Below are 24,363 nucleotides of genomic sequence, written 5' to 3'. Positions count from 1 at the left end.
TACCCATATTAAAACTTAACCAAATGAAAAAAAAATACGTAGTACTGACATTTTTGTTGCTTTCTTATCTCGGCTATTCTCAAATAACTTTTAATGGATGTCATCCATGGTTTGAAAATCAAAATTTCACCTTTACCAATATAGGTTCGGACGCAACAGGAAGAAACATCTTTGAAACCACGCCTATCAATGGTGATCAAAGCTGTGGGGGATTGGGAACATGCGAATTCCGAATTTACTGGAGCGAAAGTAATAATCAGTGGGAATTTACAGCTGATAGTGGCAATGGTGACTTTATCGACCCGTATTTAATATTTACAAACACCAATCCATCAACGCCCAACCCTCCTAGTTTGACATTAGGAACTTGGGTTGAAGAAGTAAATATTACTGATGGTGGTTGCGAAGGTAACTTAACGGCATCCAATGCCGTACTTATTGGAGATGTTCAAGACACCACGTTATCATTTGCTGATAATAATTTAAGTGCAAACATTCAATTATCACCAAATCCGGCACATGATTACGTATCATTGTCTGATTCTGAAAACAAGATCTTGAGACTTGAAATTTATGATATAAGCGGTAAGCTGATATTGAAAGAATCAAGCGTAAAGAATGCTATCAACATTTCCTATTTGACAGATGGCTTGTATTTCGTGAAATTATTTGGAGACGAAAGCACATTTATTAAAAAATTAATTAAGCAGTAAGTCATGTTATAATATTTAAAAAGAGGCTATCTCATAACTCATGAAATAGCCTCTTTTTCTGTTTTACATTTGGACTACTGCGGGAGAACATATCTCAAATACCAATTCTCAAGGACTTGTTTTGGTTTTGAGATTCCTTCTTTTTTTCCTTTATTTTTCGATTTATTTTAAATCAAATCGATCCAAATTCATCACTTTGTTCCAAGCGGCAACAAAATCCTTTACAAACTTTTCTTTAGAATCCTCTGATGCATAAACTTCAGCATAAGATCTCAATTCAGAATTAGAACCAAAAACTAAGTCTACTCGAGTCCCTGTCCACTTTATATCTCCTGATTTACGATTGCTTCCCACAAATATCCTTTCTGCATCTGACGTGGCTCTCCAAGTCGTTTCCATATCCAATAGATTCACAAAGAAGTCATTGGTCAATGTTTCAGGGTTATTGGTTAAAACCCCATGATTAGAATTGTCAAAATTAGTGTTCATGACTCTCATGCCTCCAATTAAAACGGTCATTTCTGGCACTGTAAGTTTCATTAATTGGGCTTTATCCACCAAAAGTTCTTCGGCAGTGGCATTGTGGTCGTCATAAACATAATTGCGGAAACCGTCAGCTCTAGGCTCAAGCGCATCAAACGCCTCTGCATCTGTTTGTTCTTTACTCGCATCTGCACGTCCTGGTGAAAAAGGTACGTTTATCTCATGTCCTGCATTGTTGGCAGCTTTTTCAATTGCTGCACAGCCAGCCAAAACAATCAAATCGGCCAATGACACTTTTTTGTTGCCAGATTGGTCGTCATTAAATTCCTTTTGAATACGGTCAAGTGTATTCAAAACAGTGTTCAACTGTTTCGGATTGTTAACCTGCCAAGAGTTCTGAGGTGCCAAACGAATACGAGCGCCATTTGCCCCGCCTCGTTTATCAGAATCTCTGTAAGTAGAAGCCGAAGCCCATGCAGTAGACACCAATTGGGAGATAGTAAGGCCCGAATCCAAGATTTTTGATTTTAATATTTTGAGGTCTTGGTCGTTTATAATTTCATAATCCACTTTTGGGATGGGGTCTTGCCAAATTAATTCTTCTTGAGGCACTTCAGGTCCTAAATAGCGTTCTATTGGCCCCATATCACGATGCGTCAGTTTAAACCAAGCACGTGAATACGCATCAGCAAACTCTTCAGGGTTTTCCAAAAAGTGTCTTGATATTTTCTCATAAGCAGGATCCATTCTCAAAGAGAGATCCGTAGTCAGCATAAAAGGTGCATGTTTAATGCTCGGGTCATGCGCATCAGGCACGGTTTCTGCGCCCTCATTATTTTTCGGTTTCCATTGGTGCGCACCTGCTGGACTTTTTGTTAACTCCCATTCAAAACCAAATAAGTTTTCAAAGTATTTATGCGTCCAACGGGTTGGTTGATCTGTCCACGCGCCTTCCAATCCACTGGTAATTGTATCTGCTGAATGACCTGTGCCAAAAGAATTTTTCCAACCCAAACCTTGCTCTACTATTGATCCTGATGCTGGCTCTTTTCCCACATATTGATTGGGATCAGCTGCACCATGGGTTTTTCCGAACGTGTGTCCGCCTGCAATTAGTGCAACGGTCTCATAGTCATCCATAGCCATACGCCCAAAGGTTACTCGAATATCATGTGCAGAGCCGATTGGATCAGGTTTTCCGTTTGGACCTTCTGGATTCACGTAAATTAACCCCATATGGGAGGCAGCCAATGGATTTTCAAGTTCTCCATTTTCAGCATAACGTTCTTTATTACCTAACCATTCGGACTCAGAACCCCAATATACATCTTGTTCTGGTTCCCAAATATCTTCTCTTCCACCAGCATAACCGAACATTTTTAATCCCATGGATTCATGTGCGCAATTTCCTGCCAAGACCAATAAATCAGCCCAAGATAATTGTTTTCCGTATTTCTTTTTAATTGGCCATAAGAGCAAACGTGCCTTATCTAGGTTGGCATTATCGGGCCAACTGTTGAGTGGAGCAAAACGCTGATTTCCAGATCCCGCACCCCCTCTACCATCTTGAATACGGTATGTGCCCGCTGCATGCCACGCCATTCTGATAAAGAACGGTCCATAATGTCCATAATCTGCTGGCCACCAATCTTGACTAGTGGTCATTAATTCGTAAAGATCATTTTTGACCGCTGGTAAATCTAATTTTTTAAATTCTTCTGCGTAGTTGAAACCTTTGTCCATTGGATCAGATAACGAAGAATGTTGCCTCAGAATATTCAACTTGAGCAGGTTGGGCCACCATTCTCTTGGAGTAGTCCCTCCACCAGCAGCGTGGTTCATTTCTCCGTTTAAGAACGGACATTTAGCACTAGATTCATTAACTTCCCAAACATTTCCATCTCCAGCTCCACTAGAATGTGTGTTATTTTCCATAATTAAAAGTTATTTGATTTTTATTAAATTCTCAAAAAACTAATTTACAAATTACTCAATAAATAGCATTAAATATATATTCTTATAAATTATGCATTAATTGAGCGAATTTATTAAACTATTGATTTTAATATAAATCGCATGCAAAAACCCCATCAACAATTTTTATGCTGATGGGGTTTCTTTTTCTAACTTGAGAACGATTTATTTCGACATACCTGGTAAAAGTACTGCGTCAATAACATGAATTACCCCGTTAGATTGATTAACATCAGCAATGGTCACTTTAGCTGAGTTGCCATTTTCATCAGTAACATACACATCTTTTCCTTTTCTCCAGGCAGTAAGATTTCCTCCACTAACAGTTTTTATTAACGCTTTTCCTTTACTGTCCTTAATTAATTTTACAATATCCTGAGCAAGGATTTTACCCGCAACAACGTGGTAAGTTAAAATTGATTGTAATTGTTCTTTATTCTCTGGCTTAACTAAAGTTTCAACCGTTCCTTTTGGCAATTTATCAAAAGCCGCATTGGTAGGTGCAAACACTGTAAATGGTCCTTCGCTAGACAACACATCAACTAAATCTGCGGCTTTAACTGCAGCAACCAAAGTGGTATGGTCTTTTGAGTTTACCGCGTTTTCTACAATGTTCTTAGTAGGATACATCTCGGCACCTCCTACCATTTTGGTTTCTTGCTTCATCATTTTTTCTTGCGCAGAAACTGATTGTCCCATAAAAATTGAACCTACTAAAAGGGCCATACTAAATAATTGTGTCATTTTCATAATTGTAAATTTTTAAATTATTATTTGGGGACATTTACGTCATTAATGACGTAGTGGTTTTTTTTATTTTACTTTTTTTATATTTAATACGCCTTCTATTTAATAGCGGTATCAAATTGAAGATATTTCAACAAGATATATGGTATATTTTTGTATTTTCCTTTTTAGAATGTTCAATTGATAAATTTCATATGATGTTAGATGACGATTATATAAAAGTTTTTTCTGGTAACTTCATATTCGCCCAAATGGTTTTGGATCGGTTGGAAAGGGTTGGGATCAATGCCATCGTGAAAGATGAATCTGAATCAGGAAGATTGGCAGGTTTCGCATCTTCCATTATAGGTTTTCAAGAAATTTATGTTTCTAAGGAAGAATTGAAACAGGCCATTCCCATTGTAGAAACTATAAAATCTGAATTACAAGCATAAAAAAACCCTGAAATTAATTCAGGGTGATTTGTTTTATATGAAAAGAGGTTATGCTGTAACCCCATACATTTTATCTCTCATTTCCTTAATTTTCTTATCGTCCATATACTCATCAAAGGTCATGTAACGATCAATCGCTCCGCTAGGTGTTAGCTCGATAACACGGTTAGCAACGGTTTGTGCAAACTCATGATCATGAGTTGTAAACAGTACCGTCCCTTTAAAATTGGATAAGGAGTTATTGAACGCCGTAATACTTTCGAGATCCAAGTGATTTGTTGGTTCATCAAGCATCAATACGTTGGCTCTCATCATCATCATCCTACTGAGCATACAACGTACTTTCTCTCCTCCTGACAATACATTTGAAGTTTTTAACGCTTCTTCCCCACTAAAGATCATTTTGCCCAAAAAGCCTCGAATATGGACTTCTTCACGCTCCTCCTCTGTTGATGTCCATTGGCGTAACCAGTCTACAAGCGTTAATTTGTTTTCAAAAAACTCACTGTTATCCAATGGCAAATAAGATTGTGCCGTAGTTATCCCCCAGTTGTACTCACCTTTATCTGCTTTTTCATTGCCATTAAGAATTTGATAAAAAGCAGTTGTAGCTCTAGAATCCTTCGAATAGACTACTACCTTATCACCTTTTGCTAAATTGATATCCACATTTTGAAAAAGGATCTCACTCTCCAAAGAGGCTGAAAGTCCGGTAATATTCAATATCTGGTCACCAGCCTCTCTATCTCGTTCAAATATGATAGCTGGATAGCGACGGCTAGATGGTTTAATATCAGAAATGTTCAATTTCTCAATCATCTTTTTTCTGCTCGTAGCTTGTTTAGACTTCGCAACGTTGGCAGAAAAACGACGAATAAATTCTTCCAGTTCCTTCTTTTTCTCTTCGGCTTTTTTGTTTTGCTGAGAACGTTGTCTTGCAGCCAATTGAGAGGACTCATACCAAAATGTATAGTTCCCAGAATAATGGTTGATCTTTCCAAAATCAATATCAGAAATATGGGTACAAACAGAATCTAAAAAGTGCCTGTCGTGAGACACTACAATTACGCAATTTTCATAATTGGCCAAAAAGTTTTCCAACCAAGAAATCGTTTCATAATCCAAGTCATTGGTAGGCTCATCCATAATGAGCACATCAGGATTTCCAAATAAAGCTTGAGCCAAAAGCACACGCACCTTTTGTTTTCCATCCAGATCTTTCATCAAGGTATAGTGGTATTCTTCCTTGATACCCAAATTTGATAGCATTGCTGCAGCGTTACTGTCAGCATTCCACCCGTTCATCTCTTCAAATTGTACCTGCAACTCTCCAATTTTATCCGCATTTTCATCTGAATAATCTGCATAGAGCGCATCTAACTGAGACTTCAAATTGAATAAGGGTTTATTCCCCATGATGATTGTCTCCAAAACAGTATGCTCATCATACATATTGTGTTCCTGCTCTAAAACCGACATACGTTTGCCTGGTTCTAAATGGACATGCCCAGAGGTTGGGTCCATCTTTCCAGCTAATATTTTCAAAAAAGTCGACTTCCCTGCACCATTGGCGCCAATAATACCGTAGCAATTACCTTGATTGAAAGTCGTGCTGACCTCATCAAAAAGGATCCGTTTGCCAAACTGGACTGAAAGATTAGAAACTGATAACATTTTATACGTTTTGAATTGGCTGCAAAAGTAAAAAAATACTATCATTTTATGAAACTTACCGACCTATATTTAATCTGCTTGAAAAGGCAGTTGAAACTCGCACTATATGAGTATTTATCAAAGCTTAGCAGGTTTACTACAACGCTTTGTAAAACATTTAACAGCGCATTAACAACATCATGGATAAACAAGTTTTATTTTTGTTAGCAACACACCCCGAATCAGTAATATTCTACTTTATGAGAACTTTCATTATGTCATTTATGATTTTGTCAACGCTATTAAGTTGCAAAAAAAATGCTAATGATGCTGATAGGCTTGCATACTTTGGAGGGGAGATCATCAATCCTACCAATGATTATGTGCTGTTGTTCTCTCCCAATTCCCAATCAGAAAATTCGGATACACTCTTCTTAAACAACAACAATCGGTTTTTTACCAAGTTAGACCCTTTAAAATCAGGACTCTATACGTTTATTCATGGTGGACAGTATCAAATGGTGCTATTGGAACCACAAGACAGTGTGATGCTAAGACTGAACACTAATGATTTTGATGAATCTTTGGTATTTACTGGTACTGGTGCAAAAAAGAATAATTTTCTGATTAAAATTTTCCTCGAAAATGAGGCTGATCAGAGCAATTTCATCAACATCTCCCAAATGGAGCCAGAAAAATTTGAGCAGCATATTGATTCTTCCCGCACAGAACGCTTGGATGAACTTTCTGTTTTTTCTGATAAAAAGCAATTGTCCAAACTTTTTGATAAAATTGCAGAAACCAGTATCAATTACAGTTATTACAGCACTAAAGAAATGTATCCTTTTGCGTATTATGGCTACAAGAATTTAAAGGATTATAAAAATTTACCTCCGCAATTCTATGACTTCCGGAATGAAATTGATTACAATATTGGAATATTAAGTGATTTCTTTATCTACAACAGATTTTTGTATTCACATTTCAACAATATGGCATTAAAGGAATTTTACGCCAATGCACCCGAGGATTCTGTATTCAATAAAAATTCTATCGTTTACAATTTAGAGAAGCTCAAGTTAATGGACGATCGTATTTCAAACGATACCATAAAAAATAAACTGCTAAAAAATACAGCTCGCGATTTTATATCAATGTGCGAAGATTCTACTGCAGTCAATGAAATTATTGCTTCCTATCTTCAAAAAAGCACGAATCCTGAAGACAAAGTTTACATTGAAAGATTAGCGAGTTCAATCAAAAAATTAAAGCCAGGCAAAATCATGCCTGAGGTGGATTTGGTCAATTACAATAACGAAACCCGAGCGTTGAGTGAGTTAATTACCCAGCCAACAGTCATTTACTTTTGGTCCTCCAACTTAAAAATTCATTATAAAAACAGTCATTACAAAATAGGAGAATTAAAGAAAAAGTATCCAACCATCCAATTTATTGCCATCAACATTAATGATAACGATAAGAAATACTGGAAGAAGACTTTAGACGAATTTAAGTTTCCTACTGATAGCGAATATCAATTTAAAGATCCAATAACCGCCAAACAGACCTTGGTGCTCAATACGGTCTATAAAATGATTGTTGTGGATAAAGACATGCGCATTGTGGACTCTTACTACAATATGTTCCACACTAAGTTTGAAGACAAGTTAAAAGAACTAAATCAATAGAAAAAGGCTCCCACATGAGGAGCCTTTTTTATATCTCTATCTCTTAAGGAATTTTAGTTTCCTTTTTTATAATCTGCCAAGAATTTCTCTAGACCAATATCAGTAAGTGGATGGTTCAATAAGCCGGTAATAGAGCTCAAAGGACCAGTCATCACATCAGCGCCCAATTTTGCACAATCTATAACATGCATGGTGTGGCGCACTGAAGCCGCTAAAATTTCAGTTTCAAATCCGTAATTATCATAAATCATTCTAATTTCAGCAATAAGGTTAAGACCATCTGTAGAAATATCATCCAAACGACCAATAAAAGGAGACACATAGGTAGCGCCTGCTTTTGCCGCCAATAAAGCCTGACCTGCTGAAAACACCAAAGTCATGTTGGTTTTGATGCCTTTATCGCTAAAATACTTACAAGCCTTCACACCATCTTTAATCATGGGTAATTTGACCACAATTTGATCGTGCAGTTCAGCCAAAGCCTCCCCTTCTCTCACCATGCCATCAAAATCTGTAGCAATAACCTCAGCACTCACATCACCATCTACCAAATTGCAAATGTTGACATAATGTTTCATGATATTGTCCGTTCCTGTAATGCCTTCTTTGGCCATCAATGACGGATTGGTGGTTACACCATCTAAAATACCCATGTCTTGGGCTTCCTTAATTTGCTCTAAATTAGCGGTATCGATAAAAAATTTCATAAAAATCTTGTTTTAACTTTCCCTTGTAAAAGAGAATCCTGTTGTGTTTTATTTTGGCGCAAATTTACGACTTTAAGAATCTTTTAATTGACTAATTTTTCAGAATATATCAACAATAGTCAATTGATTATAATGCTAAACTTTTTAGAAGTAGATCTTGAGCACAAAGCATCTTCGTATTCGCCTGAATCTTCATCATAGTATTCCGGTGGATCCACATAAAGATGAATCGTGAAGGTAAAAGTCCCCGAAGTTTTTGGCGTTCCTTCAATTGAAAGCGTTCTATTATTGGCATACATTTCCAATCCATCCGGTAAATTGCCAGAAATTCTGTAACTATAGCCATAAGCTTCGTCACGAGGTTCATTTTTTATTTCTGAGGTTAGCTCTTGGTAATAGTAGCTGTCTACGTTACCTACAACGAAAGCTGTATCAGGTATTTCAGGACTTCTATTAATGATACACTCTAAGATATTTTCACAACTAAGGCATAATACAAATGCTAAAACAAATAACAAATTTTTCATAACTTGTAGTGCTTCATGAGCATATTCTCATAGACCTTATCGGGTAGAATGCGTTTTAAAACGATGGAGAATTTCTGCATAAACTCCCCTACTTTATAATGAATGTTTGGTTTTTCAGTAGAAATAACCTTGTAGATAGCTTGCGCCATAAGCTGCGGATCCTTGCCTCCGCTTACGTGTGCATCCATCAGGCTCAGCGTATCTCCATAAGGTTTTTTGTAAGGGGAATGTTCCAAAACTGGAGCATGGTAACGTCCTGCTGCAATATTAGTAGCGAAATCTCCCGGAGCAACATTGGTCATATGAATGTTAAAATCTTTGATTTCCATTCTAAATGCCTCAGTAATCAATTCCAAAGCGCCTTTACTTGCACTGTAAACACCTCTATAAGGCAAACCCATGTAACCGGCAATTGAAGTGACATTGATAATGAGTCCAGAGTTTTGCACTCGCATTTGTGGCAATACCGCTTTTATGACGCGAATAGGACCAAAAAAATTCGTCTCAAAATTGCGCTGTATTTCAGCATCAGGAATTTCTTCAATTGGCCCTGTGATGCCTGCACCTGCATTGTTGATGAGTACATCTAGGCGTCCGCTTTGCGCGATGACTGTTGCAATGGCTTCCTTTATGGTTGTTGTATCAGACACATCTAATTTAACCAGATTGAACTTGGTTTCGGGATAGCGCTCAGGATTTCGGCTGGTACCATAAACGACAAATCCCTTATGGGTCAAAAATTCGCCAATAGATTTACCAATTCCTGAAGAACCGCCTGTGATCAATACAACTTTAGACATGCTGAATTACTAATTAATATGAAAAATGATTCTTTTCTGAAAGCTAAAATAGGAAGAAGATATTTAAAAGAAGTTTCCTGTGAGAAGGATTTCAGTATAGCGCATAAAAAAAGGCAAGCTACCTACATCACACCGCTACGACCACTTACCTTTGCTGCGTTCCCGCCCTGGAGGATTCAGCAGGAGCTGGTTGTGTAGGACTTGCCAGCTGCAAAGATACAATCTTTTACTACTTTTGCAATGATTTTCTAAACTGAATTTATTTAAATACCTTGCCTTAAAATTTAGAATACCTATGTCAGCAATTAAACTTTTTATAATCACCGCTTTAAGCCTTACATTATGGACGTGTGGTGATAATCCGAACGGTAAAAAAAATATCTTTTCTATTGGAACCGATGCTAAAAACAACACTATCGCACTGGGAGAAACCATAAAACTGTCCGTACAAAACCCAAAAAACAAAACCATCAAGAGCATAAGTTATAAATTGGATGCAAAACCAATTGACGAGAATTTCAATACGAAGGACATGCCCCTCGGAAAGCACACCATTACAGCAATTGTTGCCTATGACGAAACAACTGAGGAAGCATCAACAACATTGACCATTTTGAACAATGCTGCCCCTAAAATTTACAGCTATAAAATAGTGAATGAATACCCACATGACATCACGTCCTACACTCAAGGATTAGAGTTTTATAACGGTATTTTATATGAAAGCACTGGACAATACGGCGAATCTAAACTTAGAAAAATAGATTATAAAACAGGTGAAGTTCTTAAAAATGTGAATTTAGGTACTCAGTTTTTTGGTGAAGGACTTACTATTATGAACGATAAGATCTATCAACTCACTTGGAAAGAAAATATCGGGTTTATTTATGATACGGAGACTTTGGAAAAAACCGGGAGCTTTAATTATGGGAAAAGCAAAGAAGGCTGGGGATTGGGTAACGACGGAAAAGTGATCTATAAAACGGACGGGACCAACAACATTTGGAAACTGAACTCAGAAACACTTGCCGAAGAAGACCATATCCAAATTTACACAAACACAGGGAAAATTGATGGTTTGAACGAATTGGAATTTATAAACGGAAAAATCTACGCCAACATCTATCAACGCAATGGGGTACTGATCATCAATCCTGAAAATGGTGCTGTGGAAGGTGTCATTGATTTTTCGCCACTTCAAAAATTGGTCAAACAACATCCAGAATTGGACGTCTTGAACGGTATTGCCTACAACCCAGATACCAAGACTATTTTTGTGACCGGAAAGGATTGGGATAAAATGTTTGAGGTAGAGGTATTTGTTAAATAGTTTTTTAATCTTCAAAGGTAAAAGTTCTTTAAAATTCCATAAATGTTTTTAGAAAGAAAGAATAAACTTTACTTTTATTGATTAATCCATATCAAATGAAAACCTTCGAAGAACACATCATTGTAGCCCAAGATGATTTAGACAATCTCAATCATGTCAATAATGTCCGCTATGTGCAATGGGTGCAAGATATTGCAGAACATCATTGGCATGCAAAAGCCACCAAAGAAATTATTGACGATTACTTTTGGGTCCTTCTCAAACACCACATCGACTATAAAAATCCCGCTATCTTAGGTGATGTGCTCAAACTCAAAACTTATATCAAAAAATCAGGTGGTGTCACTTGTATTAGGATGGTTGAGATTTATGATAAAAATACCGACAAACTTTTAACATCCTCAGAAACAACTTGGTGCCTCATTTCTCAAAAAACCATGAAACCTTCTAGAATTACCGAAGAAATCAGAACCCTTTTTAGTTAAATATTGATTAAAAGCGCTGTTAAAGTCTCTTAACAAAACATTTTTAAAGGCTTTAATTCGTTTAATTTGAAGACAACCAATCCGACCGCTTAGTGACTAAAATTACCTTTCTCTTTTGCCTGTGTTCCACAATTGTGCTTTCACAAAATATTTCTGGTACACTCTATGACGATGAAGCACCGATCACTGGAGCTAAAATCATGAACGTCACCTCAAAGAGCATCACCTCTACTGACGCCAATGGCAACTTTGACATCTATGCCAAAATTAATGATACGCTCATTTTTAGCTCGTTGTTTCATCACACCAAACAATTGGTGGTCAATGAATCACACTTAGACGGAACACAAGTGTTTGAGCTCAAAAAAATATTGAATGAATTGGATGAAGTTGATCTCCAAGCCCGCATCGCATCAAAAGAAATGGATGAGAAGGAAACGACAAAGACAATAAAGCAGCAGTTTAAAACTGATGTTGAGAAAAACCCCCATTTATATAGAAGACCCAATGCCAACAGCGGACCAATAGATATATTAGAAATTGGAAGGCGCATTAAAAAACTTTTCAAACGTAAAACCCCAAAAGAATCAGAGGCAGTCGCATTTGATATTACCTCAGAAGATCTCGATACGCTCTTCAAAAAAGACAAGTTCTTCACCGACACGTTTTTGGTTTTAGATTTGAACATTACCAAAGATTATAAGCATCTCTTTTTTGCCTATTGTGAAACGAAAGAAATATCTTCCCGGCTTTTACGTCCTGACAACAAAATCTACCTCATTGATAAATTTTTGGAGTACAGCAAGGATTTTCGAGATATTTTAATTGAAAGTCAAAAGCAGTAGAAGATAGCCTTTTCAAGTCTAAAAATGTTTAGAAACTACCGATTTTATGGAACAAGAAGATAGTGGTACATCGTAAATTCCACTGACCATTTTTATCAACATGGGAACCGATAAATTAATTAACTGCTTCATACAACTTCATAAATTCAAAAGTTATATTTTTGAAATTCATATCTATTGAAATACACAATGAAAAGAAGCCTATACTTCATCTTTACCATTTCCATTTTACTTTTGTGGAGTTCGTGCCGAAAAGACTTCGAGTTTCAACCTAGCCAAGGCGCTTTGAAGTTTTCAAAAGATACCGTATACTTAGATACGGTTTTTACAAATATTGGCTCCAGCACCTATAATTTGAAAGTTTATAACCGCAGTAATACTGATATTTCCATTCCGACATTGCGTTTAAGTCAAGGACAAGCGTCCAATTACCGCCTCAATGTGGATGGTATTGCAGGTAAGGAGTTTCAAAATGTGGAGATTTTGGCAAGAGACAGTGTGTACATTTTTATAGAAACCACCATTGACATCCAAAGCGTGATCACCGCAGACAATCAATTTCTGTATACAGATGCCATAGAATTTGACAGCGGATCCAATTTTCAAAAAGTAGAGGTCGTCACCTTGGTGAAGGATGCTGTTTTTATATATCCTAATAAAGATGCAGAGGGTGTCGTGGAAACCTTAAGTTTTGATGTAGACGGCGATGGTACTGATGACCAAACAGGCATTCAGGGACGGTTTTTAAGAGATGATGAACTCACTTTTACAAATGAGAAACCGTATGTTATTTATGGCTATGCTGCCGTTGGAGAAAATAAAACCTTGACTATTAATGCTGGTGCCCGCGTCCATTTTCATGCAAATTCAGGCTTAGTGGTTACCAAAAATGCGTCCTTAAAGGTGAACGGACAATTTAGTCCTGACCAGACGTCTCTGGCAAATGAAGTAATTTTTGAAAGTGATCGTCTGGAGCCCTTGTTTGAAAACATTCCGGGACAATGGGGAACGATTTGGTTGTTTCAGGGCAGTAAACAGAATGATATCAATTTTGCAACCATCAAAAATGCTACTATTGGTATTTTAGCAGAGAACAATCCGAATACCGTTATTCCAAAACTCACCATTACCAATACTAAAATTTATAACTCAAGTAATTTCGGAATTCTAGGGCGTGCCACTTCTATTACTGCTGAAAACCTAGTGATTAACAATGCTGGGCAATCATCTTTTGCAGGCACTTATGGCGGTGCATACAATCTTACCCATTGCACGATTGCCAATTACTGGTCCAGTAGTTTTAGACAGTTTCCTGCGCTCTACCTCAACAACTTCTTAATATTAGAAGACGAAACCGTAGTGACCAATCCGCTAACTGCAGCCAACTTTAACAACTGCATCATTTATGGAAATGACAATCCAGAGTTTCTTTTAGAACAGGAAGAAGCTGCCGATTTCAACTTTAAATTCACCAATAGTTTGATCAGGTTTCAAGATTCAAACAACAGGTTTGGATCTGATCCCAATTATGATTTTAGCAATCCTGCTTTATATGAGAATATTGTATTCAATGAAGATCCTAATTTTAAGGACCCTTCAAAGAACAAATTGATTATTGGAGAAGCATCTGCAGCTATAAATGTGATTGGAAATAATGTATTTTCAAATCAAGTACCGTTTGATATTTTGAAAGTATCTCGAAACGCTTCTCCAGATTTGGGGGCATACCAACATGTAGTTTTTGAGGAATGATTACCTAATTGCGAAGGTTCTTATTGACTTCTAAAATGGCTAGAACAACCGGACATAAAAAAACCTTTCAGGTTTTTAAAACCTGAAAGGTTTGATCTACTATTATTCTTTTTCTAGAAAGACGTACGCTACTAACTAAGCAAACAAAGGCATCCCTTTCATCATCGCATTCACTTTTTCACCAACAGCATCGAGCTTGGTTTTATTATCGTGATTTTTGATCACCTCATCAATCAACCCAACAATAGTATCCATATCTGCTTCTTTCAATCCTCTAGTTGTAATTGCAGGCGTTCCTATTCTGATTCCGGAAGTCACAAATGGGGATTTGTCATCGAAAGGAACCATATTTTTATTGACCGTAATATCTGCTTTTACCAAAGCTTGTTCCGCATCTTTCCCGGTAATATTCTTGTTTCTCAAATCGATCAACATCATATGGTTATCTGTTCCGCCAGAGATGATGTGATAGTCTCTGTCAACAAATGCTTTTGCCATAGCAGCGGCATTTTTCTTAACCTGTAACATATAATGCATAAACTCATCGGTCAACGCCTCGCCAAACGCAATCGCTTTTGCAGCAATAATGTGCTCCAAAGGTCCACCTTGATTTCCAGGAAAAACACCAGAATCCAAAACGGAAGACATCATTCTCAAATCGCCTTTTGGAGTTTTCATCCCGAATGGGTTTTCAAAATCCTCTCCCATCATAATCATTCCACCTCTAGGACCTCTTAAGGTTTTATGGGTAGTGGTGGTCACCACATGACAATGCGGCATTGGATCATTCAAAATACCCTTGGCAATCATACCTGCAGGATGGGAAATGTCTGCCAACAACACAGCTCCTACCTGATCCGCAATTTGTCTGAACACTTTAAAATCCATATCACGAGAATATGCAGATGCTCCGGCAATAATCATTTTAGGCTTTTCCTTTTTAGCAGTCGCTTCCAATTGATCATAATCAATCAATCCTGTGGCCTTATCAACACCATAGAACGAAGGGTTATAGAGTTTACCTGAAAAATTCACGGGAGACCCATGGGTTAAATGCCCACCGTGGGACAAATCAAATCCAAGAATTTTATCACCAGGTTTTAAGCACATAGAGTACACCGCAGTGTTTGCTTGACTTCCCGAGTGTGGTTGCACGTTGGCATACGCGGCACCAAATAACGTTTTGGCGCGGTCAATAGCAATTTGCTCCACCTCATCTACAATTTCACAACCGCCATAATAACGCTTTCCAGGATACCCTTCGGCGTATTTATTGGTCAAAACTGATCCTGCGGCTTCCATCACCTGATCGCTGACGAAATTTTCTGAAGCAATAAGTTCTAAACCGTGTAATTGTCTTTCTTTTTCTGCCTCGATAAGCTCAAATATCTGTTGGTCGCGTTGCATAATTGTGTGTTTATTTAGTCGTCTTGAAAAGTAATTTTACAAATGCTTTTATTTTTTCCAAAAGTACTAAATACAATACTTAATTAAGACAAAATACGATTTTTTCTATCTGAAAATAATCGAATTGAAATTTGATCAAAAACAACGCAATTTTAAGTCTTTTTTTAGTTTTTAAATTTAAAAAAAATAATGTACGTTTGAATTCATTTAATAAATACTAAATAACAGCAACATTATGCCTTTATCAGCAAATAATCCCGATAGAACATCTTGGCTTCACGTTGGAAAGAATTCAGATTTCCCTATACAAAACATCCCATTTGGTGTTTTTTTAACTCGAGATGACATCATTACCATTGGTACACGTATTGGTGACACCGCCATTGATCTTGGTGCTTTACATCAGCTTGGTTATTTTGAGGGTATCCCACTTACTGACGATATTTTTCTTCAAGACACCTTAAATGATTTTATTGCCGATGGCCGTAAAACATGGCGTGCCGTTAGGGATAGAATCGCTGAAGTTTTTGACAGCAACAACACCACATTAAAAAATAATATCAAACAAAAGGAAATCGTTTGTTTTAGATTGGATGAAATTGAAATGCAATTGCCTGTTCAAATTGGTGATTACACTGATTTTTACTCGAGCATAGAACATGCCAAAAACGTAGGGACGATGTTCAGAGATCCTGAAAATGCGCTCATGCCAAACTGGTTGCACATTCCTGTAGGATATCATGGCCGTAGTTCTTCAATTATTCCTTCGGGAATTCCTGTACACAGGCCTCAGGGACAAACAATGCCCGATGGTGCGAAAGAACCTGTTTTTGGGCCTTCCAATTTGGTCGATTTCGAATTGGAGATGGCGTTCATTACCACAGATGCCAACGATTTGGGTGAACCAATTCCTGTTAATGAAGCGGAAGAATATATCTTCGGACTGGTTCTTTTTAACGATTGGTCAGCACGCGATATTCAAAAATGGGAATATGTACCTTTAGGACCGTTCTTGGCTAAAAATTTCGCCTCTTCCATGTCGCCTTGGATTGTAACCCTTGATGCCATTGAGCCTTTCAAAGTAGAGAGTCCGAAGCCTATCAAACCTCTTTTGCCTTATCTACAATCTAAAGGAAAAAAAGGTTATGATATCAATTTAGAGGTCGCAATCCGTCCAAAAAATGCGAAGGAAACTATTGTGAGCAAGTCCAATTTCAAATATATGTATTGGAATATGTCACAGCAATTGGCCCACCACACCGTGAATGGATGTCCTGTGAATTCAGGTGATATGATGGGTAGCGGTACCATTTCTGGTCCTGCAGAAGAATCCTTTGGTTCTATGTTGGAATTGACCTGGCGCGGCGAGAAACCGTTGAAAATGAAAGATGGTTCAGAACGTAAATTTATCAATGACTATGACACGGTTATAATGAGGGGACATTGTGAAAAAGATGGCACCAGAATTGGTTTTGGTGAAGTCTCCACACAGTTGTTGCCCATTTATAATCAGAAGAAAAAGAAGAAGTAATTAGAAAGAAGTTAGAAGCTGGAAGCACGAAGATTGGTAGCAACTTATTTTCGTGCTTTTTTCTGTTTTAACTAAATTGTTCTTCGCTCTCCACACTTCAGGCTTCAAGCGTCAAGCTTCCTAACTTTTCACGTTTGGCACATCTTTTGGTTTTCACCATCAATAAACCCCCACTAAATCCAGAATTATGAAAAAATTTCTACTCTTTACACTACTTGTAACACTGCTCGTTTCTTGTAGCGGTAAAAAACAAATTGCGCAGGCCCTTCATTCTGGAAATTATAACCAAGCCATTGGGGAGGCGTTACGAAAACTTGAAAACAACAAGGATAAAGACCGTAAGCAAGATTTTGTAGTACTACTTAAAACTGCCTATGAAAAAGCTGCTGAACGCGATCTAAAAAATATCAATCACCTTAAAAAAGATGGCAATCCAGAACATTACAAAGCTATTTATGACCTTTATCTGAATTTGGATGCACGTCAGGAAGCCATAAAACCGGTATTGCCATTAAAGGTTAATGGTAAAAACATACAATTTAGCTTTACTGATTACAGCAATGCTATTGTTGATTCACGCCTTGCAGTTTCTGAGCATATGTACAAGAATGGACTGGCCCTCCTAGATTCTGACATTAAGGACGATCTTAAGGAAGCGTACAGCACCTTTCAATATATTGATCACATCAACCCTAAGTATAAAGACACTCGCAATTTAATGGAAGCGTCACACAAGCGTGGAACTGACTACATTATTGTAACCATTGAGAATCAAACCGACCAAATAATACCAAAGCGACTGGAAGATGACCTCTTAAATTTTGACACTTACGGTTTGAACCAATTTTGGACGGTTTATCACGCTAATCCTGCACAGGATCTTGACTACGATTATGCCATGGTTCTACAACTAAAACGCATCAATGTGTCTCCAGAAAAGCTTCACGAAAAAGAAGTACTGAGAGAAAAGGAATTTGTTGACGGCTGGAACTACAAGTTGGATCGTGCTGGCAATGTGGCCAAAGACAGCCTGGGCAATGACATCAAAATTGACAAGATAGTTCAGGCGAGAGCCAGATATTTTGAATATCACCAATTGAAGTCGACCCAAGTGATTGCAGATATCGTCTATTTGGACTTGAGAAACAACCAAACTTTGGATGTGTTTCCAATTTCAAGTGAATTCGTTTTCGAAAACTTCTATGCTATTGTAAAGGGCGACAAACGTGCGCTGAACCAGAACGATCTTGATTTACTACAAAACAAGCGTCTCCGCTTCCCTTCTGATGCCGATATGGTTTATGATACCGGTGAAGACCTAAAACTGAAACTAAAACAGATTATCAGTACTTATAAAATTTGAGCCTAAAATGAGAAACTCCCAAAATTTGATTTGGGAGTTTTTGTATTCTTATACAATGTTCTTTAAAAATTTATGATGTTAAAAGCCTATATGAGATAATCATTCCTGAGGTCCTGTCTCTAAGTCACTACTATCAATCATCACAATTGCATCAAACAAACTTCTGCAAGTCCAACTCATTAATTCCGCCATGGCTTTTATTGGCTACCACTACTCCATTCTTAATAATGAGTAGTTGTGGCGATTCATGCATCACCTTAAATGTTTCAGCAATCGCAGAAGAAATTTCTCTGTAATTCAACAAATCCAAATAATAAAGATCAGCCTCAGTTTCTGAAAGCTGATAATCTCTTTTAAATTGACTAATGACCATTCTGCTAATACCGCAGCGTGTAGAGTGCTTAAAAACGAATTGTGTTTTTGTTTTGGAACGCTCCTTTATCATTTCCAATTGTTCTAAAGTATTCAAATCAATCCAAGGTGTGGCGTCTTCTTGTTTCGGTTCGTTTGAACCACTAAATAATTTATCAAATAATCCCATTGTCTTCTATTTTTTATCTGTCCGAACCTGTCCATGATCAGATTGGCGCGAAATTTTTAAGTTATAACCTTTGTTTTTAAACTTGCGTTAACGGAAGGACAGTTCGTTTTTAACTATCTTTAGAATATAAGTCGCAACCTATTTAAAAGCTTACAAACTGACGGAACGTCACGCTATTACTGAGATTAGATGACCTTTTGTCGTCCGTTTGCTATTGGTAAGGTAATTGACTTATATATAGTAATAACCACGAATTTAAAAAAACTTCTATCAAATACAGATAAGAAAGCCACAATAAAAGTTACTAACCTATAAAACAGCTACCCGTTTCTAGGGACAATATTATGAATCTTAACAATTATACTATAAAATCACAAGAGGCTATCCAGCAAGCACAACAGCTAGCGCAGAGTCATGGGCATCAACAAATAGAAAATGAGCATATTTTTAAAGCTATTTCTGAAGTTGACGAGAATGTATTGCCGTTTCTTCTTAAAAAACTGAACGTCAACGAAAACTTATTAAAACAGACGTTGGACAAACAATTGGAAAGCTATTCCAAGGTTACCGGGGGCGATATCATGCTCTCACGTGAAGCCAACAAAACGCTTAATGAAGCGTCCATCATAGCTAAAAAGATGAAGGACGATTACGTATCCATTGAACATCTGATCCTGGCTGTTTTTAAATCAGACAGTAAGATTGCGCAAATGCTGAAAGATCAGGGCGTAACTGAAAAAGCATTGACCGCCGGCATTGACGAATTGCGCAAAGGAGAAAGCGTGACCTCCCAAAGTCAGGAAGAAACCTACAATGCCCTAAATAAGTACGCAAAAAACCTCAACCAAATGGCGAAGGATGGCAAATTGGATCCTGTTATTGGTCGTGATGAAGAGATTAGAAGAATCCTTCAAATCCTTACACGTCGTACCAAAAATAATCCCATTCTTGTTGGGGAGCCTGGCACAGGTAAAACCGCCATTGCTGAAGGGTTGGCGCACCGCATTGTGGATGGTGACGTTCCTGAAAACTTAAAGAACAAACAAGTTTTTGCTTTGGATATGGGCGCATTAATTGCTGGTGCCAAATATAAAGGAGAATTTGAAGAACGCCTGAAAGCCGTTATAAAAGAAGTCACTTCCAGCGAAGGCGATATTGTTTTATTTATTGACGAAATTCACACCCTTGTAGGCGCCGGTGGTGGACAAGGCGCTATGGATGCGGCCAACATTTTAAAACCAGCTTTAGCAAGAGGCCAATTGCGTGCTATTGGAGCAACAACACTTGATGAGTACCAAAAATATTTTGAAAAGGATAAAGCATTAGAGCGTCGTTTCCAAAAAGTAATGGTGAACGAGCCTGATACTGAAAGTGCAATCTCCATCCTTCGTGGAATCAAGGAAAAGTATGAAACCCATCATAAAGTACGTATTAAAGATGAAGCCATTATTGGCGCGGTTGAATTGTCGGAACGCTATATAACCAATAGATTTTTACCAGATAAAGCGATTGATCTTATGGATGAAGCCGCTTCTAAATTGCGAATGGAAATCAATTCAAAACCTGAAGAACTTGATGTTTTGGACAGAAAGGTCATGCAGTTGGAAATTGAAATTGAAGCTATTAAACGTGAAAAGGATGAATCTAAATTGAAAACACTCCGTTCTGAGCTTGCCAATATCAAAGAAGAACGCAACGAAATTAATGCCAAGTGGAAAAGCGAAAAAGAGGTTGTGGACAATATCCAAAACGCAAAATCCAGCATTGAAGATTTTAAGTTGGAAGCAGAGCGCGCAGAGCGTGATGGCGACTATGGCAAAGTAGCTGAGATTCGTTATGGAAAAATCAAGGAAGCCCAAGAGCAACTTGAGAAACTTCAGAAAGAGTTACAGGCAAACCAATCTGGAAGCTCCTTGATCAAAGAGGAAGTCACCTATGAGGACATTGCAGAAGTTGTGGCAAAATGGACAGGAATTCCTGTTACCAAGATGCTACAAAGCGACCGTGAAAAACTACTGAAACTGGAAGATCAATTGCACAAACGTGTGGTTGGACAGGATGAAGCTATTATCGCAGTCAGTGATGCGGTAAGAAGAAGTCGGGCGGGATTACAAAATGCACAAAAACCTATTGGCACCTTCTTGTTTTTAGGCACCACAGGCGTTGGTAAGACAGAGCTGGCAAAAGCATTGGCAGAATATCTATTTGATGATGAAAATGCCATGACTCGTATTGACATGAGTGAATATCAGGAGCGCCACAGCGTGAGCCGTTTGGTTGGTGCGCCTCCGGGTTATGTAGGTTATGATGAAGGTGGACAGTTAACTGAAGCCGTTAGAAGAAAACCATATTCCGTAGTGCTACTTGACGAAATAGAAAAAGCACATCCTGATACCTTCAACATCTTATTACAAGTTCTTGATGAAGGCCGCTTAACAGATAATAAAGGTCGTGTTGCCGATTTCAAAAATACGATCATCATCATGACTTCAAACATGGGAAGTGATATTATACAACAGCGTTTTGAGGCCACAAAAGATATTGATTCTGCCATGGAATCTGCAAAAGTGGAGGTTTTAGGGTTATTGAAACAAAGTGTTCGTCCGGAGTTCTTAAACAGAATTGACGACATCATCATGTTTACACCTTTATCAAAAGATAATATTGTAGAAATTGTAGGCTTACAATTAAAAGGTCTGACAAGAATGTTGTCAAAACAAGGCATCACCTTTGACGCTACCAATGAAGCTACGGCTTATTTAGCGGAAAAAGGATACAATCCTGAATATGGCGCAAGACCTGTAAAGCGCGTGATCCAAAAAGAAGTATTGAATGAATTAAGTAAGGAGCTGCTATCCGGCAACATCAAAACAGATAGTATTATTTTGTTGGATTCCTTCAACGATAAATTGGTCTTTAGAAACCAAGGAAACTTAGTGGACGAAGCCCAATAACAGCAAACGTTGGCATTCTCAATGCCGTCGTTTAAAAAGTCCGAGAGGATTTTTCATAATAGTTGGTTTGTTAATTAGGAACAGCACAAGTCTTGAAAAAGAGGAGTGCTGTTTTTTTAAATTAAATCAAGAGATATCGTTTATATTTTGTAATATAAAAGTCAATTCAAAAATAAGGATGTATGGACATTATAGAATATTACAATTTTGAGGTGAGTGAAGCATTTGTTTTTGATGAATTCATTATCAATCAGTTTAAAGAAGGGGTTATTGTTGAACCAAAATATAACGACCTTTTAAACGACTGTATAAAAAAACATTTTAGTGGTAAAAAAATGGTCTATATCTCAAACCGTGCAAAGTCCTATTCGGTAAATCCCCTAATTTACAAGGAGGCTGAAAAAATCCCAAACTTAATTGCCATAGCAATTATTCCTAAAACAGACATCATGAGAAAAAATGCTGAATACGAATTGAAATTCTACGACAAACCGTATGAGATTTTTGACAACTTAACTAACGCGATCGAGTGGGCGCATAGCCTTATAGCCAAAACTGAAAGCTGAACATCGCTTGAAAATGAGTCCTATTATTCCATAGGCAAAAATATATAATTCCTAAATATCACTTAATAATGTTATTGAATTGTATTGAGAATATGTATTAAGTCCTGTTGAGCCATAGCCAATCCGCCCTTATCTTTTTAAAAAAATTTAGAAACCAAAATAAAGATTAAATCTCGGCTGTTATCTCTTGAATACAGAGACAGTTTATAAACATGATCATAATGTTAAACATACCATAAATTTTGGCCATTTTCCAGTAAGTCGTAGTCTTTTTGCCACAACATAACGTACATATTTTCTAATGTCGCTCTATCTCGAAACCGTTCCAATTCTATCAATCTTTTTTTAAGATGAATAATAATATTAATAAACTTCTTTTATACCGTTCATCTAATAATTGAAATTAATCTTGAATGAAATAGCCGTTTATCGTAGGTTTGCGACACTTAAGCCATGAAATTGTTATGAATATCAATCAATTTATAGAACACACACATCTAAAACCAAGTACCACTGAGAGACAAATTATCGATTTGTGCAATGAGGCAAAAAAATATAATTTTTACGCTGTTTGCGTTAATGGTTGTTATGTCACCTTAGCCAAACAACTGTTGTCAAACACTGAGGTCAAGATAGTATCCGTGATTGGGTTTCCATTAGGAGCACCTTCCACAGAAGCTAAGGTTTTTGAGGCTAAAAACGCGATTAATAATGGTGCTGATGAAATTGATATGGTTATTAACATTGGGATGTTAAGAAGCAAAAACTATGTTGCAGTATTTAAGGACCTTTCTGATGTTAAAATGGCGATTGGTAAAGTGCCTCTTAAAGTGATACTTGAAATTAGTGAACTTTCTAAAAACGAAATCGTCAAAGCTTGTGAAATTTGCATCGATGCAAAGGTCGATTTCATAAAAACTTCTACAGGCTTCTCAAAAGGTGGCGCCACACTTACAGCTGTTAAGATCATCAAAAAAATTGTAAGGGACAACGCTAAAATAAAAGCGTCTGGCGGCATTAAAGATTTGGAGACTGCCATAAAATATATTGATGCAGGCGCTGACAGAATTGGCACTTCTTCTGGGGTTGCAATGATGACAGAGAAAATTACTTCAGATAAATATTAATCTTTATCTTTAGTATTTAAACCAACCCAATGAGCCTACATATTGAAGCTAAAAAAGGAGAGATTGCTGAAACCATTCTTCTTCCCGGAGATCCATTGAGAGCCAAATGGATTGCACATACATTTTTTGATCATCCAAAACTTTTTAACAACGTCAGAGGCATGCTTGGGTATACAGGCACGTACAAGGGCAAACCTATTTCTACTATGGGCACGGGAATGGGCGTACCCAGTATTTCCATTTACGCACATGAATTAATTACTGACTACGGCGTTAAAAACCTCATCAGAGTGGGGAGTGCGGGCTCCTACCAACAACACGTCAAGATAAGGGATATTGTATTGGCCATGGCCGCCTCATCGACTTCTGGCATAAACGAATTGCGTTTTGGTGGCGCCGATTTTGCTCCTACTGCCGATTTTGGCCTTTTTCAAAAAGCGGTAGACGCTGCCAAAGCTAAAAATATTGCATTAAAAGCAGGAAACGTATTGACCAGTGATGAGTTTTATGGCGATGATATTGAAGCGTATAAAAAATGGTCAAAATTTGGTGTGCTGTGCGTTGAGATGGAAAGCGCCGGTCTTTACACCCTGGCCGCCAAGCATAATGTGAATGCCCTAAGCATCCTCACCATTTCAGATTCTTTAGTTACTGGAGAACACACCACGTCTCAAGAAAGAGAGACGACCTTTAAGGAGATGATTGAAATTGCCTTAGAATTGGCGTAATCTAAACT

The 24,363-nt window shown here is 37.5% G+C and carries 21 protein-coding genes and 1 other RNA gene; 13 read left to right on the top strand and 9 right to left on the bottom strand.

The features are described 5' to 3' along the window. The first annotated feature begins 23 nt into the window (after positions 1 to 23). Positions 24 to 713 carry a T9SS type A sorting domain-containing protein gene (locus A9996_RS05880; protein ID WP_066432171.1) on the top strand — a complete coding sequence of 230 codons (690 nt, stop codon included), beginning with the start codon at positions 24 to 26 and terminating at the stop codon, positions 711 to 713. Positions 714 to 875: 162 nt separating this feature from the next. Here the strand turns inward: A9996_RS05880 and katG are convergent, their stop codons facing one another. Both katG and A9996_RS05870 read right to left on the bottom strand, forming a co-directional pair. Then, complete coding sequence (gene katG / locus A9996_RS05875; RefSeq protein WP_066432170.1) at positions 876 to 3,131, bottom strand: catalase/peroxidase HPI; 2,256 nt, start codon at positions 3,129 to 3,131, stop codon at positions 876 to 878. Between the two features lie 204 nt (positions 3,132 to 3,335). Next, positions 3,336 to 3,920, bottom strand: a complete 585-nt coding sequence (locus tag A9996_RS05870) for a fasciclin domain-containing protein (RefSeq protein WP_066432168.1) — start codon at positions 3,918 to 3,920, stop codon at positions 3,336 to 3,338. 191 nt (positions 3,921 to 4,111) lie between these two features. On the opposite strand from A9996_RS05870, the gene A9996_RS05865 reads away from it, so the two are divergent. After that, positions 4,112 to 4,351, top strand: a complete 240-nt coding sequence (locus tag A9996_RS05865) for a putative signal transducing protein (protein ID WP_245905292.1) — start codon at positions 4,112 to 4,114, stop codon at positions 4,349 to 4,351. Positions 4,352 to 4,399: 48 nt separating this feature from the next. On the opposite strand, the gene A9996_RS05860 is transcribed toward A9996_RS05865, so the two are convergent. Next, complete coding sequence (locus A9996_RS05860; RefSeq protein ID WP_066432165.1) at positions 4,400 to 6,025, bottom strand: ABC-F family ATP-binding cassette domain-containing protein; 1,626 nt, start codon at positions 6,023 to 6,025, stop codon at positions 4,400 to 4,402. Between the two features lie 239 nt (positions 6,026 to 6,264). On the opposite strand from A9996_RS05860, the gene A9996_RS05855 reads away from it, so the two are divergent. After that, the gene (locus A9996_RS05855; protein ID WP_066432216.1) at positions 6,265 to 7,692 is read left to right on the top strand and encodes a TlpA family protein disulfide reductase; all 1,428 of its coding nucleotides are present in this window, start codon (positions 6,265 to 6,267) and stop codon (positions 7,690 to 7,692) included. A 53-nt stretch (positions 7,693 to 7,745) separates the two neighbouring features. Here A9996_RS05855 and fsa read toward each other — a convergent pair whose 3' ends face one another. The 4 genes from fsa to ffs form a co-directional block, all read right to left on the bottom strand. Then, positions 7,746 to 8,399, bottom strand: coding sequence for a fructose-6-phosphate aldolase (fsa, locus tag A9996_RS05850; RefSeq protein WP_066432163.1), 654 nt, complete (start codon positions 8,397 to 8,399; stop codon positions 7,746 to 7,748). Positions 8,400 to 8,518: 119 nt separating this feature from the next. After that, positions 8,519 to 8,926, bottom strand: a complete 408-nt coding sequence (locus A9996_RS05845) for a putative Ig domain-containing protein (RefSeq protein ID WP_066432161.1) — start codon at positions 8,924 to 8,926, stop codon at positions 8,519 to 8,521. Beyond that, on the bottom strand, positions 8,923 to 9,726 hold the full coding sequence (locus A9996_RS05840; RefSeq protein WP_066432156.1) for an SDR family oxidoreductase: 804 nt from the start codon (positions 9,724 to 9,726) through the stop codon (positions 8,923 to 8,925). The genes A9996_RS05845 and A9996_RS05840 overlap by 4 nt, the downstream gene beginning before the upstream one ends. A gap of 108 nt (positions 9,727 to 9,834) precedes the next feature. Continuing rightward, positions 9,835 to 9,933: signal recognition particle sRNA small type (gene ffs / locus A9996_RS05835), an RNA gene on the bottom strand. An 88-nt stretch (positions 9,934 to 10,021) separates the two neighbouring features. On the opposite strand from ffs, the gene A9996_RS05830 reads away from it, so the two are divergent. From A9996_RS05830 to A9996_RS05815, 4 genes are all read left to right on the top strand, one after another. Beyond that, positions 10,022 to 11,056 carry a glutaminyl-peptide cyclotransferase gene (locus A9996_RS05830; protein WP_066432154.1) on the top strand — a complete coding sequence of 345 codons (1,035 nt, stop codon included), beginning with the start codon at positions 10,022 to 10,024 and terminating at the stop codon, positions 11,054 to 11,056. A 95-nt stretch (positions 11,057 to 11,151) separates the two neighbouring features. Then, positions 11,152 to 11,541 carry an acyl-CoA thioesterase gene (locus A9996_RS05825; RefSeq protein WP_066432152.1) on the top strand — a complete coding sequence of 130 codons (390 nt, stop codon included), beginning with the start codon at positions 11,152 to 11,154 and terminating at the stop codon, positions 11,539 to 11,541. A gap of 134 nt (positions 11,542 to 11,675) precedes the next feature. Further along, positions 11,676 to 12,386 carry a carboxypeptidase-like regulatory domain-containing protein gene (locus tag A9996_RS05820; RefSeq protein ID WP_066432150.1) on the top strand — a complete coding sequence of 237 codons (711 nt, stop codon included), beginning with the start codon at positions 11,676 to 11,678 and terminating at the stop codon, positions 12,384 to 12,386. Positions 12,387 to 12,575: 189 nt separating this feature from the next. Then, positions 12,576 to 14,138: a hypothetical protein gene (locus A9996_RS05815; RefSeq protein WP_066432149.1), complete on the top strand. Its 1,563-nt coding sequence runs from the start codon at positions 12,576 to 12,578 to the stop codon at positions 14,136 to 14,138. Between the two features lie 135 nt (positions 14,139 to 14,273). On the opposite strand, the gene A9996_RS05810 is transcribed toward A9996_RS05815, so the two are convergent. After that, positions 14,274 to 15,545, bottom strand: a complete 1,272-nt coding sequence (locus tag A9996_RS05810; RefSeq protein ID WP_066432148.1) for a serine hydroxymethyltransferase — start codon at positions 15,543 to 15,545, stop codon at positions 14,274 to 14,276. A 235-nt stretch (positions 15,546 to 15,780) separates the two neighbouring features. Between A9996_RS05810 and fahA the strand changes: the two genes are divergently transcribed. Together fahA and A9996_RS05800 are read left to right on the top strand one after the other, a co-directional pair. Beyond that, the gene (gene fahA / locus A9996_RS05805; RefSeq protein ID WP_066432147.1) at positions 15,781 to 17,076 is read left to right on the top strand and encodes a fumarylacetoacetase; all 1,296 of its coding nucleotides are present in this window, start codon (positions 15,781 to 15,783) and stop codon (positions 17,074 to 17,076) included. Positions 17,077 to 17,263: 187 nt separating this feature from the next. Next, the gene (locus A9996_RS05800; RefSeq protein ID WP_066432144.1) at positions 17,264 to 18,439 is read left to right on the top strand and encodes a hypothetical protein; all 1,176 of its coding nucleotides are present in this window, start codon (positions 17,264 to 17,266) and stop codon (positions 18,437 to 18,439) included. Between the two features lie 151 nt (positions 18,440 to 18,590). Here A9996_RS05800 and ytxJ read toward each other — a convergent pair whose 3' ends face one another. Continuing rightward, entirely contained in the window at positions 18,591 to 18,980 is a 390-nt protein-coding gene (gene ytxJ / locus A9996_RS05795; protein WP_066432138.1) for a bacillithiol system redox-active protein YtxJ, read from the bottom strand. Positions 18,981 to 19,324: 344 nt separating this feature from the next. On the opposite strand from ytxJ, the gene clpB reads away from it, so the two are divergent. From clpB to deoD, 4 genes are all read left to right on the top strand, one after another. Beyond that, positions 19,325 to 21,934, top strand: coding sequence for an ATP-dependent chaperone ClpB (clpB, locus tag A9996_RS05790; RefSeq protein WP_066432135.1), 2,610 nt, complete (start codon positions 19,325 to 19,327; stop codon positions 21,932 to 21,934). A gap of 182 nt (positions 21,935 to 22,116) precedes the next feature. Continuing rightward, the gene (locus tag A9996_RS05785; protein WP_066432134.1) at positions 22,117 to 22,500 is read left to right on the top strand and encodes a hypothetical protein; all 384 of its coding nucleotides are present in this window, start codon (positions 22,117 to 22,119) and stop codon (positions 22,498 to 22,500) included. Positions 22,501 to 22,964: 464 nt separating this feature from the next. Further along, a complete protein-coding gene (gene deoC, locus A9996_RS05780; RefSeq protein ID WP_066432132.1) occupies positions 22,965 to 23,627 on the top strand; it encodes a deoxyribose-phosphate aldolase in 663 nt (220 codons plus the stop codon). A 29-nt stretch (positions 23,628 to 23,656) separates the two neighbouring features. Beyond that, on the top strand, positions 23,657 to 24,355 hold the full coding sequence (gene deoD / locus A9996_RS05775) for a purine-nucleoside phosphorylase (RefSeq protein WP_066432130.1): 699 nt from the start codon (positions 23,657 to 23,659) through the stop codon (positions 24,353 to 24,355). Positions 24,356 to 24,363: the final 8 nt, after the last annotated feature.

This window comes from Gelidibacter algens (assembly GCF_001678675.1).
Classification (GTDB): Bacteria; Bacteroidota; Bacteroidia; order Flavobacteriales; family Flavobacteriaceae; genus Gelidibacter; species Gelidibacter algens.
This window is presented reverse-complemented; position numbering and strand designations above follow the sequence as displayed.